11 protein-coding genes and 3 pseudogenes are annotated in these 14,687 nt (G+C 60.0%); 8 read left to right on the top strand and 6 right to left on the bottom strand.

Features of this window, described 5'->3' with window-relative positions:
• Positions 1–77 precede the first annotated feature (77 nt).
• Positions 78–755, bottom strand: a pseudogene (locus GHO03_RS25485) (IS481 family transposase); the annotation flags it as partial.
• 48 nt (positions 756–803) lie between these two features.
• A pseudogene (locus GHO03_RS25725) lies at positions 804–947 on the bottom strand (MFS transporter); the annotation flags it as partial.
• Here GHO03_RS25725 and GHO03_RS03605 point away from each other — a divergent pair.
• Positions 938–1,051, top strand: a pseudogene (locus GHO03_RS03605) (helix-turn-helix domain-containing protein); the annotation flags it as partial. The pseudogenes GHO03_RS25725 and GHO03_RS03605 overlap by 10 nt on opposite strands.
• Before the next feature lie 14 nt (positions 1,052–1,065).
• Here the strand turns inward: GHO03_RS03605 and GHO03_RS03610 are convergent.
• Complete coding sequence (locus tag GHO03_RS03610; RefSeq protein WP_153399171.1) at positions 1,066–1,581, bottom strand: cupin domain-containing protein; 516 nt, start codon at positions 1,579–1,581, stop codon at positions 1,066–1,068.
• A gap of 510 nt (positions 1,582–2,091) precedes the next feature.
• Here GHO03_RS03610 and GHO03_RS03615 point away from each other — a divergent pair.
• Positions 2,092–2,490 carry a hypothetical protein gene (locus GHO03_RS03615; RefSeq protein WP_153399173.1) on the top strand — a complete coding sequence of 133 codons (399 nt, stop codon included), beginning with the start codon at positions 2,092–2,094 and terminating at the stop codon, positions 2,488–2,490.
• 18 nt (positions 2,491–2,508) lie between these two features.
• Here GHO03_RS03615 and GHO03_RS03620 read toward each other — a convergent pair whose 3' ends face one another.
• Entirely contained in the window at positions 2,509–3,747 is a 1,239-nt protein-coding gene (locus GHO03_RS03620) for an acyl-CoA dehydrogenase family protein (RefSeq protein ID WP_153399175.1), read from the bottom strand.
• Positions 3,748–4,060: 313 nt separating this feature from the next.
• On the opposite strand from GHO03_RS03620, the gene GHO03_RS03625 reads away from it, so the two are divergent.
• The 3 genes from GHO03_RS03625 to GHO03_RS25070 all read left to right on the top strand — a co-directional run bounded on the left by GHO03_RS03625 (position 4,061) and on the right by GHO03_RS25070 (position 6,728).
• The gene (locus tag GHO03_RS03625) at positions 4,061–4,984 is read left to right on the top strand and encodes an ABC transporter substrate-binding protein (protein ID WP_138738466.1); all 924 of its coding nucleotides are present in this window, start codon (positions 4,061–4,063) and stop codon (positions 4,982–4,984) included.
• A gap of 17 nt (positions 4,985–5,001) precedes the next feature.
• The gene (locus tag GHO03_RS03630; RefSeq protein WP_095019284.1) at positions 5,002–6,321 is read left to right on the top strand and encodes an LLM class flavin-dependent oxidoreductase; all 1,320 of its coding nucleotides are present in this window, start codon (positions 5,002–5,004) and stop codon (positions 6,319–6,321) included.
• A gap of 263 nt (positions 6,322–6,584) precedes the next feature.
• Positions 6,585–6,728, top strand: coding sequence for a hypothetical protein (locus GHO03_RS25070; RefSeq protein WP_165446521.1), 144 nt, complete (start codon positions 6,585–6,587; stop codon positions 6,726–6,728).
• Positions 6,729–6,760: 32 nt separating this feature from the next.
• Here the strand turns inward: GHO03_RS25070 and GHO03_RS03635 are convergent, their stop codons facing one another.
• Both GHO03_RS03635 and baeS read right to left on the bottom strand, forming a co-directional pair.
• Positions 6,761–7,426, bottom strand: a complete 666-nt coding sequence (locus tag GHO03_RS03635; protein ID WP_095001750.1) for a response regulator — start codon at positions 7,424–7,426, stop codon at positions 6,761–6,763.
• 3 nt (positions 7,427–7,429) lie between these two features.
• Positions 7,430–8,815 carry a sensor histidine kinase efflux regulator BaeS gene (gene baeS / locus GHO03_RS03640; protein ID WP_153399177.1) on the bottom strand — a complete coding sequence of 462 codons (1,386 nt, stop codon included), beginning with the start codon at positions 8,813–8,815 and terminating at the stop codon, positions 7,430–7,432.
• Positions 8,816–8,953: 138 nt separating this feature from the next.
• Between baeS and GHO03_RS03645 the strand changes: the two genes are divergently transcribed.
• Genes GHO03_RS03645 through GHO03_RS03655 form a run of 3 tightly spaced genes read left to right on the top strand, consistent with a single transcriptional unit; the run spans position 8,954 to position 14,657 of the window.
• The gene (locus GHO03_RS03645; protein ID WP_153399179.1) at positions 8,954–10,150 is read left to right on the top strand and encodes an efflux RND transporter periplasmic adaptor subunit; all 1,197 of its coding nucleotides are present in this window, start codon (positions 8,954–8,956) and stop codon (positions 10,148–10,150) included.
• Positions 10,151–10,152: 2 nt separating this feature from the next.
• The gene (locus GHO03_RS03650; RefSeq protein ID WP_153399181.1) at positions 10,153–13,287 is read left to right on the top strand and encodes an efflux RND transporter permease subunit; all 3,135 of its coding nucleotides are present in this window, start codon (positions 10,153–10,155) and stop codon (positions 13,285–13,287) included.
• On the top strand, positions 13,284–14,657 hold the full coding sequence (locus GHO03_RS03655; RefSeq protein WP_153399183.1) for an efflux transporter outer membrane subunit: 1,374 nt from the start codon (positions 13,284–13,286) through the stop codon (positions 14,655–14,657). The genes GHO03_RS03650 and GHO03_RS03655 overlap by 4 nt, the downstream gene beginning before the upstream one ends.
• The last annotated feature ends 30 nt before the right edge of the window (positions 14,658–14,687 follow it).

The following is a 14,687-nucleotide window of genomic DNA, read 5'->3' on the forward strand; positions in this document are numbered from 1 at the left end:
ATCAGCTGTCACCGGTAGAGTTTGAAAAGCGTTACGCAGCGAGCCTGGAGAGTGTCTAGGAAACCCGGGGCGATTCAGTACTCGTAGCAAACACGATCAAAATCATGTCCCCAAAAGCGGTTGGTGGCACCGCTTCGATATCTCGACTGTTCGGTAAATGTTGTACCGTTGTCAGTCAGGACGGTCTGTATCTGGTATGGAAACGCTTCGATAGCCTGACGTTAAAACATTGTCCCGTTGCGTTTTGTGGCCGCATTGAATAACGCGACATAGGTGAACTTGGTCACCCGGTCGATGGCAACGAACATGTGTTATTTACCGCTCTCCAGCCGCAGCTCAGAGCTGTCGATATGTAGGTAACCCATTTCAGTCGGCGCGAATTTTCCGCGTTTGGGCGCGTTGGTAGACTTGGGTAGCTGGCTGATACCGTGGCGCACCAGGCAACGATACAAGGCGCTGCGACTTAACTGGGGAAGACATTGATGAAGGTGTCCCAACATGTCGTCCAAAGGCAGCAAGGTCCGCCTACGAAACTCAACCACCAACTCCTCTTCAGCCAATGTCAGCTTTGCGCTTCGCGGCAGCGCAGGCCCCATACGAGAGTCCATGGTTGTTGACCGTGAGCGCCATTTGGCGACGGTTTTTACGTTCAGCCTGTAACGGGCCGCAAGCTGGCGATTCGACTCTTTCGACGCTTGGAGCTCGGCTCGAATTCGCGGCGTTGTTCGGGCTGAACCATCAAGACGTCTTGCCAAAATGCATCCTCTTGTTCGATTGCTAAGGATGCACCATGACTTTCCGAGACTGAACACGAAGATGGCGAAGATGGCGAAGGTGGCAAACAGGCCAAATCTGGCGACATGCCACTGGCCATAAGGGATCACGATGGCCGCAGCCAGTAGTGGGCCGAATGCGCTGCCGGCGTTGCCGCCGATCTGGAAGGGAGAAGATTATCGATGTGGCATTTTCACTGGGGTATGAAAGTCCGAGTGCGTTCACCAACATGTTCAAAAAGCAGTTCGGCAAAACCCCCAGCCATTTTTTCAAATAGTCTTTCGCTCGCTGCTACGAACCGCTACACACCTTGGCAGCAACCGGATCGTCGGGGATAAACGAGTCCTTGGCTGAGGGTTTAAGCACCACGTAGCCGCGGCGCCAGGGCTGGTCATCGACCATGCTCCAGCGATGCCCCGTACCGGTGTTGTCTTCGGCGATCAGCACTTCGCCCGGATGCAGGGTGAATTTCTCGCCATTGCGGGTCGCGAATGCCAGCGTGCCCGACAACGTGATGACGTACTGCGGCTCCGGGTCGTTGTGCCAGTCATAGGAAGCATGCGCCGGGCTTTGCTTGAAATGGATGGCGGTCACGTCGTTGCGCATGTTCTGGTCGATACGGCCTTGCAGAACATGGGAGGCGTTGTCCGCACCCGTACACAATTTGTAGGCCTTGATGGTGTCGGCAGTGGAGGTGGCGGCCTGGGCACCGCTCAGGCCAGCCAGGGTAATGGCGACAGCCGCTGCCGTGCGCAGGCTCAGACGGTGGATTGCAGTGCGCTGCGGTGCGCGCGTGTGCTTATGCATGGAGCAGGTTTCCCTTGTGCAGAATTGACGTGACAGGCGGCCATGTTCTGCGAGGCAACGGTTCTGGACAATTAACAATTTGTTTATGGGTCATAAAAGCCCGGCAGATCGCGACGGGCTTCCGGTGAGCGGTCATTGGGTTGATCGTTCGCGGATACCCGCTATGCGCCAAGCGGCGAGGCGTAGGTGTCGGTACGTTGCATGGGGTCTGGGGTGTAGTTGTCCCAGAACGACTTCATCCTGTATTGGTTTGCGTGATAGATGATCAATAAGTTCAGGATGGTTGTGAGAAATTTCTGATGTATTAGTTAGATTGGTCTTTTATTGCAGTGAAAGTTTCGTATTTGTTTCGCATGACAGTCGTTTGATGACAACGTGCAAGTTGTCAGGGTTTGATCCCGGCAAGTACTCAGTGACAGTAAAACCGAGCGCCACATAGACAGAGGAAAAAGAATGAGCACTATTACATGCCCAAATTGTGGTAACGAAGCCAGTGCGTATGGCTCTGTCATGAATTGCTGGTGCGACAAGATGTATTGCGACCATACCGATGGCATGTTTGCGACGTACAGCTGCGCCTGTGGCTCAAGCGGTCAAACCCCTCAAGCCTGGCAACACCAGGCCCATCAGGAGGCCAAATTTCTGGCCGAAATGGCCCGTGATGTTTCGGCACTGCTGGCTACCCTCCCGAACACGATCAAAGCGACTTTTCAAACTGAAAGTGTCATTGCCAACTACTCGGATGTGCAGGTCGTCTTCAAAAATGGCCGCAGCGCTACTGTCACCGTTACTTGCGTGTATTCAACCCCCAAAGAGTTCCAGGTGGCCACTAGCAATCAGCGAGTCGTGGCTAAAGGCGGTAGCGAGCTCAGGGCCGCGCTGGCGAGTATTGCCCAGGCTTGCCCTTGAGCTGCACAAACGCTGACGTCAGCTCTTGGCCACCCCCACCCGCCACTGCGAAGGGGGCACCAGGCCGTTGACCAGGTAGTTGCCGACAATGCGTGACTTGTAGACCCGGGGGTTGTGGTTGGCCAGGGTGCGGGCGTTGCGCCACAGGCGGTCCAGTGCCTTGTTGCTGGCGGTGGCACTGGCGCCCAGGGCATCGAACAGCGCCGTAGTCGCGGCCAGGGTGGCGTCTACCACGGGGTTGACCGCCAGGCACACTTCCAGTTCGGCCAGTGCTACCTGCGGGTCTTCATGGGTCAGCGGCTGCTCACTGGCAATGGTGTATTGCGCGGTGCTTTCCAGGCGCTGCGCCGCGTACCGGGCAATGGCCTGTGCTGCATAGGCCTGGCTGGCCACCTCGCCAATCACTTGCAGCAATTGCACGTCCTGCGCGGCGCTGTCGGCATTGCCCGTAGAGAAGGTTCTGGAGCGGCTGTGCAGTTCGTCGGCACCACTCAAGGCGGCGCGGCGGGCGATGCCGGCCAGGGTGCTCAGGTGGTAGATCTGGAAGAACGATTGGCCATAGGCAAAACGCTGGTCGGTGGCGCGGGGTTCATCGTTCACTCGCACGTTGTCGAAGATGCAGGTGCCGCTGGCAGTCAGGCGCTGACCAAAGCCGTTCCAGTCATCAATGATTTGTACGCCGGGGGCCTTGAGATCGACCACTACGCTGTACAACGTGCCATCGTCACCGGTGCCGATGGTGTTGATCAGGTCACTGTAAAGGGCGCCGGTGGTGTAGAACTTTTTCCCGCTGATACGCAGCGAGCCGTCTTCAGCCCGGTGGATGCGGGTTTCGAATTCGCCACGGGTCTGCGTGCCCACCTCGGTACTGCCCGGCGACAGTAAAACGCCCTGGCTGAGTGTGTCCAGCCAGCGGGCCTGCCAGTCGAGATTTTTCGAGACCAGCACTTCTTCGCAGAACCCAAAATGCCCGCGCAAGGCCTGGGTGATGTTGGAGTCGGCTGCGGACAATTCGGTCAACAGGGCGAGCAACTCAACCAGCGTGGCGTCCTGACCGCCATAGCTGGTCGGCAGACGCCAGCGCGGCAAGCCCAGGGCGTTCAGTTGCTGGATCACCTTGCCCAGGTGGCTGCGCGAACCATCAGCTTCGGCGGCTTGTGCGCCGATTTGGGCAAACAGCGGGCGAAAGGGAGCGGCCAGTTGTTCGTAACGGGCGCTTGGGGCGCTGCCCCAGATATCAAGTTGTGGATTAGGCATGCAGTCTGACCTTGCCGGGCCTGCGCTCAAAGGCGCGCTGGCGCTGAAATGAGTGAAGTAAATACGGTTAGGCCCAGTGGTCTGGTGAAGCCACCCTAATACTAGATTGGTCAAATGCTTAATACCAAAAACAGCTAACCAAATACCCGGACAGGGTTCTATGGATATGCCTTAAAAGTATTGGTTGCTTATGTCTTTATTGCGCTAGCTTCTAAAAACGCCACGCTTGGCGACTCAAAAAGCCTCTTTTCTCAAAGCCAGACTGCATGCCTACAGATGGTTGATTCAGCTGTTAACTCTGTAGGAATTCTTAATGACAACACGTCAAAAATTGTTCGGCCTGTTGGGTCTGGCCTCTCTGGTGCTGCATGGCACTCCCGCCTGCGCCGCTACCCCGCAGACCCTGGTGGTGGGCGATCAGTTCTTCTCCAACCGCATTGTTCTCGAACTCTCGGGTGAGCTTAAAGATTTGCCCTATACCATCGATTTCAAGCGCTTCAATACCGGTTCGCCGGTAGCCTCGGCCGTCGCCAGCGGCGCCCTGGATATTGGCGTGGTAGGCGATACCCCGGTGATCAGCCTGGCGGCCAACGGTGCCCCGGTCAAAGTCGTGGCCAGCACCCAGACCAGCCTTAACGGTGTCGGCATTGTGGCCCGCCCGGGCATCCATTCGGTGGCTGACCTCAAAGGCAAGACCGTGGCGATCTGGAACGGCTCCTGGAGTCAGCAGATGATGTTCAAGGCCCTGGATGAAGCAGGCGTGCCACGTGACAGCGTGAACTACAAGTTCCTGTTGCCGGCGGAAGCCAGCATGGCCTTGAGCCAGGGCGATATCGATGCCTTCGGCACGTGGGAACCCTATGTGTCGCTGCAGGAAAAAGAAGGCAGCACCCTGATCCGCAACGCCAAGGGGCTGATGAGCGCACCGACTTATGTGGTTGCCTATGAGCCGGTGCTGGCGCAAAAGGGCGAGATCATCAAGGACTTTGTTGCGCGCCTGACCCGCGCCCGGGAGTGGAGCCAAAGCCATGTTGATGAATACGCTGCCGCCTGGTCCAAGGCCAACCAGTCCTCCCCGGAAATCGCCAAGGCCTGGTTCAAGCGTGACGCCATTACCGTGTTGCCGATCTCGCCCACCATTGTCAGCGAAGCCCAGGCCACTTCTGACTTTCTATACGACGCCAAACTGCTGAAAAAGCCGTACGACGTCACTCCCATGTTTGACCGCGCACTCTGACAACCAAGGAAAACCTTATGGCCAAGCAAATGGCACTGGCGGGGTTTATGCTTTCGGGCCCCGTGGTACATAGCCACGCGGTGTGGCGTCACCCGCAAACCCATAGCCACTTTCTCGACCCCGACTACTACATCGAAATAGCCAAGACCCTGGAAGAGGGTTGTTTTGACCTGTTGTTTTTCGCTGATCGCCTGGCGGTCGGCGATCAGGCCGGGCAATCCCGGGCGCGTTCCTTCGAGTTGGGTGCGCAGGATGCGGCGCGGCTCGATCCGCTACCGATTCTCAGCTTGCTGGCCGGTCACACCAAGCATATTGGCCTGGGGCTGACACGCTCTACCACCTACTACCAACCGCCCCATGTGGCGCGGGCCATCGCCTCCCTGGACCATATCTCCAGAGGTCGCAGCGCCTGGAATATCGTGACCTCGATGAACGACAGCGAAGCGCGTCTGTTCGGCCATGCCCAGCACCTGGCCCACGATCAGCGCTACGCCCGCGCCGATGAGTTTGTCGAACTGGTGCTCAAACTGTGGAACAGCTGGCAGCCGGATGCGCTGGTGCTGGACAAGGTGCGCGGCATCCTCGCCGACCCGAGCAAGATCGATGCCTTCAAGCACAGCGGCACCTACTTCGACTGCGAAGGCCCGCTCAATATTCCGCGAGTGCCACAGGGCCAGCCGGTGCTGATCCAGGCCGGAGCCTCGGGGCGGGGTCGCCAGTTTGGTTCACGCTGGGCTGAAGTGATTTTCAGCATCAACAGCCGGGTAGAGCGCATGCTCGAATTCCGCCAGGATATCCACCAGCAAATGCGCGCCATTGGCCGCAACCCGGATGACTGCAAAATCCTCACGGCGGTCATGCCATTTATTGGCGGCACTGAAGCTGAAGCGATCAAAAAGCGCGATGAGCACAATGCATTGGCCAACCCTGAGCTGGGGGTTATCACCCTGTCGACCCAGTCCAATTTCGACTTTACCCAATTCCCGCTGGACACCCGCCTGCTGGATATCGCCCGGCACTCGGCCACCCCCGACGTGATTGCGCAAAAACTGCGTCTGGAACGTGACATCACCCTTGGCGAGTACGGTGCGATCATGGCCGCCAGTATCCGCGTGCCGCAATTGGCGGGGACCGCAGAGAGCGTGGCGCAGCAATTGATCGACTGGCTGGAGTTGGGTGCCTGTGACGGTTATGTGGTGTCGCCTGCCTATCTGCCCGGCACTTTCACCGAGTTCACCGAATCGGTGGTGCCGATCCTGCAACGCCGCGGTTACCTGCGCAGCGCCTATGAACACCCGACCTTGCGTGGGCATCTGGGGTTGAAAAGTTTCAATTGAAACCGGAGTGCGAGGGGGGCAATCCTGAACCCCTCGCCAATGACGGATTGCTCGATAGCCCCTGAGGCCGGTTCCTTTACAGAATATTCAATGGGTAGCTGACAATCACCCGATGCTCGTCGCAGCCTCGCTCCGCTCGACAGCGGCTACAGGTGCTTGGCAGTTGTGCAAGGACTGTAAAGTTGGGTAAATCTTGGCTTCGAGCCTTGCTCGCACTGGTATAAGGGCGGCGTTTTGTCCCTGTTGAAAATGAGCGTTCGGTCATGAAATTGAAGTCTGTTGTTAAAGCGATGGTTGTAGCGGTGGCGGTATCGGCCTTGTCAGGCTGCTGGATGTTTATGCCGCCAGGCGGCGGTGGCGGTGGTGGCGGTCATGGTGGCGGTGGTCAGCACGGTGGTCAGCGCTGATCGGGTGAGTCGCTCTATTGTGGGCGCTGGCATTACAACTCCAGCTTGTAGCCCACGCCATACAACGACTGGATCGGGTCTTGCCCGGGGCTGGCCTGGGCCAGTTTGCGCCGCAGGTTGCGGATATGGCTGTCCACCGTGCGGTCAGTGACCACGCGATGGTCGGAGTAGAGTTTGTCCAGCAACTGGTCACGGGAAAATACCCGCCCCGGGGCGCGGGCGAAGGTGTTGAGCAGGCGCAGTTCAACCGGGGTCAGGTCCAGCGCCACGCCATCGAACGAGGCGCGATACTGCGCTTCGTCGATCTGCAGGCGGGCCCGGGCCACCTGCTCGAACTGCGGGCTGCGGCGCAGGATGGCCTTGACCCGGGCCACCACTTCACGCGGGCTGAACGGCTTGCAGATATAGTCGTCAGCGCCCAGATCCAGCCCCAGCAGGCGGTCCACTTCTTCTACCCGAGCGGTGATCATGATGACCGGGATTGCGCTGAAATCCCGCAGCTCCTTGCAGATTTCCAGGCCGTCGCGACCGGGCAGCATCAGGTCCAGCAGGATTAGCCGTGGCGCATGGCTGCGTACCCACGGCACCACGTCCAGGCCGTTGTCCAGGCAATGCACGGCGTACCCGGCGAGGGTCAGGTAGTCATGCATCAATGCGGCCAGTTTAGGCTCATCTTCAACGATCAGAATCGTGTCCATGCTTTACACCTTGCGTGGCAAGCGCATGCTGAGCCAGAGGCCGCCCAGGGGTGAGTGGTCGGCCGTGAGGCTGCCGCCATGGGCCAGTACGATGCTGTGACAGATCGCCAGTCCCAGGCCGGCGCCACCACTGGCGCGATTGCGCGAAGCTTCACCGCGGTAGAAGCGCTCGAACAGCCGCGGCAGTTGCTGCGGGTCGACGCCGGGGGCGGAGTCCATAAAGCTGACCAGTATGTGCTCATCTTCAATGGAGGCGCTGATCAGCAGCATGCCGCCGGCATCGGTGTAGCGCACGGCGTTTTCCAGCAGGTTGCCGAACAGCTGTTGCAGGCGCTTGGCATCGGCTTCCAGCAGCAGGGCGCAGGATGGCAGGCGCAGCTCAACCCGCAGGCCGGCCGCATTGCAGCGATCCTGATACATGGCCACCGAGGTCTGCAGCAGGTCGTTGAGGTCGCATTGGCTTTTGCGGTAGGTCAGGGCACCGACATCGGCCAGTGACAGCTCATACAGGTCGTCCACCAGTTTGCTGAGCATGCCGACTTCGCCTTGCAGTGACTTCATCGAACTGTGGTCGAGGGTGCGTACACCGTCCTCGATGGCCTCCAGTTCGCCGCGCAGGATCGACAACGGCGTGCGCAGTTCGTGGGAGACATCGGCCATAAATTCGCGGCGCATTTTTTCGTTGCGCTCAAGGGTGTAGGCCAGTTGATTGAAGTCGCGGGCCAGTTGGCCGACTTCGTCGTTGGACGATACGGCTACCCGGTTGCTGTATTCCCCGGTGGCCAGTTTGTGGGTGGCCGCAGCCACGCGCTTGACCGGGTCGAGCAGGGTGCGGGCGATCCACCAGGCAATCAGCATGGCCAGCAGCAGCGAGAGCACGCCCATGCCCAGACTGGTTTGCAACTGGTATTGCTGGAAACGCTCGCCACCGGCCTCGGTCACGCTCTGGAACGGGGTCACGGCCAGCCAGCCGACGGTTTTGCCATTGACTTCAATTGGCCGCAGCAGAGCATCGTCGCCGATGGAGGGGTAGCCGGTGACGCGCTTTTTATCCTGGTCGAGCAGGGCAATGCGAAACAGCGCGCCGGTCAGGTCCGAGGGCAACGGGTTTTTAAGGTCGCCGCGTTTGGGTTCATCCCCTGCGTCTGGCCGCATAAGTTGAAACCAGCGCTCTGGATTGTGTCGCAAAAAATCCCAACTGCCTTCGCGCTGCCAGGCGCTAACCATACGCGGCTGCACGGATTCCATGCGCTCCAGCGCCTGTTCATTGAGGTAGCCGAGAAAGCCCCGGGTGAAACTCCAGCTCGTGGCCAGGCCCATGCTCAGAATCACGAACAGCACGCTGGCCAGGACGGCGATAAACAGCTTGGTGGAGATACTCAGTTTCATCGGCTCGGCTTACTGGCGAAATGGCCTGCTCATTTAGGCCCTGCGCCGGGGAAGATTCAAGGCTTGCGGGCAATCTTCAATTTTCCTGCACATTTGCCTCGCACCATGACATCAGCCAACTGTCTTGTAGAGGCCGCCATGTCGATCAAACTGTTTACCAAATCCCTGGTAACCGCCGCTGTTATTGTGTCTTTGCTGGTTCTCGTTGTGTTGAGCGGATGCTCGGCCGGTGATTCCGCGCCCGTTGCCGAAAAACCCAAGGTTTCGGTGCTCACTGTGCAACCGCAGCGTCAGGCATTGACCGCCGAGCTGGCCGGTCGCACCCAGGCATTTATGGTTGCGCAGATCCGTCCTCAGGTCAGCGGCATTGTGCAGCAGCGCCTGTTCGTCGAAGGGGCCGAGGTCAAGGCCGGCGAGGCGCTGTATCAAATTGATGCGGCGCCGTACAAGGCCGCCTTTGCCCAGATGCAGGCCACCGCCGCCAAGGCCCGCGCCACCGTCAAATCGGCTCAGGCCACGGCCCGGCGCGACGCGCAACTGGCGAAAATAGACGCCATCAGCCAGCAAGATAATGAAGACGCGCAGGTCAGCCTGCAAACGGCCGAGGCCGACCTGCAAGTGGCCTTGGCCGACGTCGAAACCGCGCGCATCAATCTGGCTTACACGCGCATCAGTTCGCCGCTCAGTGGCCGCATCGAAACCTCCACCGTGACCCCCGGCGCCTTGGTGGTGGCCAGCCAGGACACCGCGCTGACCACCGTGCAGCAACTGGACCCGATCTATGTCGACGTCACCCAGTCGACCAGCGAGTTGCTGCGCCTGAAACGCGACCTGGCCAGCGGCACCCTGCAAAACAATGGCCAGGGCGAAACCCCGGTGTTGCTCAAACTCGATGACGGCAGCACCTACAACCACGCCGGCAGCCTCAAGTTCAGCGGCGTCACCGTCACTGAAGGCACCGGCACCGTGACCCTGCGCGCTGTCTTCCCCAACCCCGATCACCTGTTATTGCCGGGTATGTATGTACGCGCCGTGCTGGATCAGGCCACCGACGACAGGGCGATTTTGATCCCGCAAAAAGCCGTCACCCGCAGCGCCTGCGGCGTGACCTCGGTGCTGGTGGTGGTCGAGGGCAAGGTCGAACAGCGCGTGCTGACCATTGACCGTGCCGTGGGCAATCAATGGTGGGTCACCTCCGGGTTGAATGCCGGTGATCAGGTGATTGTCGAGGGCGGGCAGAAAGTCCGGGTGGGCAACGAGGTGCTGGCGCAAAACAGCGAAACCCGTTCGCTGCCGACCCGTGCGGCACCCACTGCAATTGCCCGGGAGGGTTGAACATGGCGCGCTTCTTTATTGATCGGCCGATTTTTGCCTGGGTGATCGCCATCGTGATCATGCTCGCGGGCGCGCTGTCGATCACCCAATTGCCCCTTGAGCAGTACCCTGATATTGCTCCGCCCACGGTGAAAATCGCCGCCACCTACACCGGCGCATCGGCCAAAACGGTCGAGGACTCGGTGACCCAGGTGATCGAGCAGCAAATGACCGGCATCGACAAGCTGACCTATATGTCGGCCTCCAGCAGTTCGGCGGGCAGCGCCAGTATCAACCTCACCTTTGAGGCCGGCACGGATCCCGACGTGGCGCAGATGCAGGTGCAAAACAAGCTCCAGCAAGTGGAATCGCGCCTGCCCAGCTCGGTGCAGAGCGAAGGCCTGACCGTGACCAAGGGCGGCTCGGATTTCTTGATGATTGCCGCGCTGGCCTCGGATAACCCGAGCGTGACCGGCACGCAGATTGGCGATTACATCTCCAGCACCTTGCTCGACTCCATCAGCCGCATCGACGGCGTCGGTGAAGTCAAAGCCATGGGCTCGGGCTACGCCATGCGCATCTGGCTGGACCCGGCGCTGCTGCAAAAATATTCCCTTATGCCTTCTGACGTGACCACCGCCCTGGAGGCGCAAAACACCGAAGTGTCGGCCGGGCAGTTGGGCGCCTTGCCCGCCGTGGCCAGCCAGCAACTCAATGCCACCATCACCGCGCGCAGCAAGCTGCAAACCGCCGAAGAATTTCGCAATGTGGTGGTCAAGTCCAACAGCGCCGGTGCCGTGGTGTTGCTCGGCGAAGTGGCCACGGTGGAGCTGGGCAGTGACAGCTATGACGTCAACTCGGCCCTTAATGGCAAACCGTCCGCCGCCATGGGCGTGCAACTGGCCACCGGCGCCAATGCGCTGGAAGTCGGTGAGGCGGTCAAGGCCAAGCTCGCCGAACTGGAACCGTACTACCCGAGCGAAATGCAGCTCAAAAACGTGATCGCCTACGACACCACGCCGTTTGTCAGCCTGTCCATCGAAGAAGTGGTCAAGTCTCTGGGCGAGGCCATCGTGCTGGTGGTGCTGATCATGTTCCTGTTCCTGCAGAATTTTCGCGCCACGCTGATCCCCGCCATCACCGTGCCGGTGGTGCTGCTGGGCACCTTTGGCGTGCTGGCGATGTTTGGTTACTCGATCAACACCCTGACCATGTTTGCCATGGTATTGGCCATTGGCTTGCTGGTGGATGACGCCATTGTGGTGGTGGAAAACGTCGAACGGGTGATGAGCGAGAAGGGCTTGTCGCCGCTGGAAGCGACGCGCCAGTCGATGGATGAAATCACCAGCGCCTTGATCGGCATCGCTCTGGTGCTGAGCGCGGTGTTTATTCCTATGGCGTTTTTCAGCGGTTCGACCGGGATTATCTACCGCCAGTTTTCGGTGACGATTGTGTCGGCGATGGTGCTCTCGGTGCTGGTGGCCATGACCTTGACCCCGGCCCTGTGTGCGACCTTGCTCAAGCCGGTTGACGGTAAGGGCCACGGCCCGCAGAGCGGATTCTTCGGCTGGTTCAACCGTACCTTTGAGCGCGGCGCCCAGGCGTATCAACGGGTAGTCGGCAAGATTTTGCAGCGCAGTGGCCGCAGCCTGATGGTGTACGTGTTGGTGGTCGCCGCGATGGCGGTGGGTTACACCAAACTGCCCACCTCGTTCTTGCCCGATGAAGATCAGGGCATCCTTATGGCGCAGATGCAATTGCCGGTAGGCGCCACCGATGACCGCACTCAGGCGGTGCTCAAGCAGTTCGAGAGCTATATCCTGCAACAGCCGGAAGTCGAGGCCATGATCAGTATTTCCGGCATGGGTATGGGCGGCAACAGTCAGAACTCGGCGCGGGCGTTTATCCGTCTCAAGGACTGGAGCGAGCGCACCGGCGCCGGGCAGGATTCAGCGTCGATCGCCCAGCGCGCCACGCAGGCACTGTCGAGCATCGGCGATGCCGATGTGTTTGTCATGCAGCCGCCAGCCGTGCGCGGGTTGGGACAGAGCTCCGGGTTTGATTTGCAACTCAAGGACGTCGCCGGGCTGGGCCATGAAGCGCTGGTGGCGGCGCGTGAACAACTGATCGAACTGGCCAGGCAGGACCCGCGCCTGCAAGGCGTGCGCAGCAACGGTCTGGACGACACGCCGCAGCTCAAGGTAACGATTGATGACCGCAAAGCCGGGGCGCTGAGCCTGACCACCAGCGATATCAACACCACGTTATCCACGGCGTTAGGCGGCAGTTACGTCAATGACTTCCTCAATCAGGGCCGGGTGAAAAAGGTCTATGTGCAGGGGCAGGCGTCGTCGCGGATGCAGGCTGACGACCTTGATCACTGGTTTGTGCGCAACAGCAATGACGAAATGGTGCCGTTCTCCTCGTTCGCCAGCAGCTCATGGACCTCGGGTTCGCCGCTGCTGGAGCGCTACAACGGCAGTTCGTCGCTGGAAGTGGTGGGTGATCCGGCACCGGGCGTGAGTTCCGGGGTGGCGATGGACGCTGTGGAGTCGATCATCAAGCAACTGCCTGAAGGCATCAGCTACGAATGGACGGGGCAGTCCTATCAACTGCGTCTGTCCGGCTCGCAAGCGCCGTTGCTGTATGCGATTTCGGTACTGTTTGTGTTCCTGTGCCTGGCGGCGCTGTACGAGAGCTGGTCGGTGCCGTTTTCGGTGATGCTGGTGGTGCCATTGGGCGTGGTGGGCGCGGTGCTCGCCACTCGCTTCAGCGGCTTGAGCAATGACGTGTACTTTCAGGTGGGGCTGTTGACCACCGTGGGGCTGGCGGCGAAAAACGCCATTCTGATCGTCGAGTTCGCCAAGCATCTGCAAGAGCAGGGCAACAGTTTGATCGACGCCACGCTGATCGCGGTACGGCAACGTCTGCGGCCGATTTTGATGACCTCGCTGGCCTTTATGTTTGGCGTGTTGCCGCTGGCCATGAGTTCCGGTGCAGGTTCGGCCGGGCGTCAAGCCATCGGCACCGGCGTGCTGGGCGGCATGTTCAGCGCCACGGTGCTGGGAATCTTCTTTGTGCCGCTGTTCTTCGTGTTGATTCGCCGCCGTTTCAGCCGTGTGTCGACCCCCACCACTGACCGTACAGGTGAAGCATGAGTCACTTTCGTTGGCCGCTGCTGGCCGTTTTCGCACTGCTGGGCGGCTGCATCAATCTGGCGCCTGAGTACGAGCGCCCGCAAGCCCCGGTGGCCGAGCAATGGCTGCCGGGCACCGCTACGCCCAAAGGGCAGGTGGCGGCGGACATTCAATGGCAGCAGTTTTTCACCGATCCGCGACTGGCGCAGTTGCAGACCCTGGCCTTGGCCAATAACCGCGACCTGCGGGTGGCCAGCCTGAATATCGAAAAAGCGCAGGCGCAATACCGCATTCAGCGTGCCGCCTCGTTTCCGGGGATCGACGCCAGCGTCAGTGGCAGTTCCAGTCGGGCCAACAGCAGCACCAGCCACAGCTACAGTGCCGAACTGGGGTTGAGCAGCTACGAAGTGGACGTGTTCGGGCGAGTCAAAAACCTTCAGGACGAAGCGCTGCAATCCTATCTGGCGCTGACCGAAACCCGCCGCAGCACTCAGATCAGCATGGTCGCCGAAGTGGGCACCGCGTGGCTGACGTTGGCGGCGGACAACGAGCGCCTGAAATTGGCACAAGAGACGCTGACCAGCCAGCAGTCCACCTACGAACTGACCCAGCGCAGCCATGGTTTGGGTGGTTCATCGGGGCTGGCAGTCTCTGAGGCGCAAACCACCGTGGAATCGGCGCGGGTCGATGTGGCCGAATACGCCAGTCAGGTGCTGCAAGATCAGAATGCGTTGCGTCTGCTGGTGGGCAGCGACATCCCGGCCAGCCTGCTGCCGGGCGACAGCCTGGAATCGGCGGCGATGCTGGTGCAAGTGCCAGCCGAGTTGCCGTCCACCTTGTTGCAGCGTCGCCCGGACGTACTGGCCGCTGAACATACCTTGATGTCAGCCAACATCGACATTGGCGCGGCGCGGGCGGCGTTCTTCCCCAGCATCACCCTGACCGCCGGTGCCGGGTCAGCCAGCACCAGCCTGTCGAGCCTGTTCAAGGCCGGCAGCGGCGCGTGGAGCTTTGCGCCGAGTATCAGCCTGCCGATCTTCGACGCCGGCAGTAATCGGGCTACGCTGGACTCAGCCAAAGTGGAGCGCGAGATACAGGCGCAGACCTACCAGCTGACTTTGCAGACTGCGTTCAAGGAAGTGGCCGATGCACTGGCGGTGCGCAGCACCCTGGACCAGCGCCTGAGCGCCCAGCAAGCGCTGACCGAGGCCAGTCGCAAAAGCTACGAGTTGTCGGATGCACTGTACCGCAGTGGTTCGCAAAGCTTTCTTGAAGCACTGGTTTCCCAGCGTTCGCTGTACAGCGCCGAACAAGACCTGATCACCCTGCGACTGGCCGAACAAAGCAACCGCGTGACGTTATACAAAGTGCTGGGCGGTGGCTGGAACTGAGCGCAGGTTTACCCCGGATTTTTCATTGAA

It is taken from the genome of Pseudomonas sp. FSL R10-1339, from assembly GCF_009600545.1.
GTDB lineage: Bacteria > Pseudomonadota > Gammaproteobacteria > Pseudomonadales > Pseudomonadaceae > Aquipseudomonas > Aquipseudomonas bubulae.

Coding starts and splice junctions, on each gene's coding strand:
- GHO03_RS03650 (WP_153399181.1), top strand. CDS start 10,153: ATGGCGCGCTTCTTTATTGATCGGCCGATTTTTGCCTGGGTGATCGCC.
- GHO03_RS03630 (WP_095019284.1), top strand. CDS start 5,002: ATGGCCAAGCAAATGGCACTGGCGGGGTTTATGCTTTCGGGCCCCGTG.
- GHO03_RS03625 (WP_138738466.1), top strand. CDS start 4,061: ATGACAACACGTCAAAAATTGTTCGGCCTGTTGGGTCTGGCCTCTCTG.
- GHO03_RS03615 (WP_153399173.1), top strand. CDS start 2,092: ATGAATTGCTGGTGCGACAAGATGTATTGCGACCATACCGATGGCATG.
- GHO03_RS03635 (WP_095001750.1), bottom strand. CDS start 7,426: ATGGACACGATTCTGATCGTTGAAGATGAGCCTAAACTGGCCGCATTG.
- GHO03_RS03655 (WP_153399183.1), top strand. CDS start 13,284: ATGAGTCACTTTCGTTGGCCGCTGCTGGCCGTTTTCGCACTGCTGGGC.
- GHO03_RS03645 (WP_153399179.1), top strand. CDS start 8,954: ATGTCGATCAAACTGTTTACCAAATCCCTGGTAACCGCCGCTGTTATT.
- baeS (WP_153399177.1), bottom strand. CDS start 8,815: ATGAAACTGAGTATCTCCACCAAGCTGTTTATCGCCGTCCTGGCCAGC.
- GHO03_RS25070 (WP_165446521.1), top strand. CDS start 6,585: ATGAAATTGAAGTCTGTTGTTAAAGCGATGGTTGTAGCGGTGGCGGTA.
- GHO03_RS03620 (WP_153399175.1), bottom strand. CDS start 3,747: ATGCCTAATCCACAACTTGATATCTGGGGCAGCGCCCCAAGCGCCCGT.
- GHO03_RS03610 (WP_153399171.1), bottom strand. CDS start 1,581: ATGCATAAGCACACGCGCGCACCGCAGCGCACTGCAATCCACCGTCTG.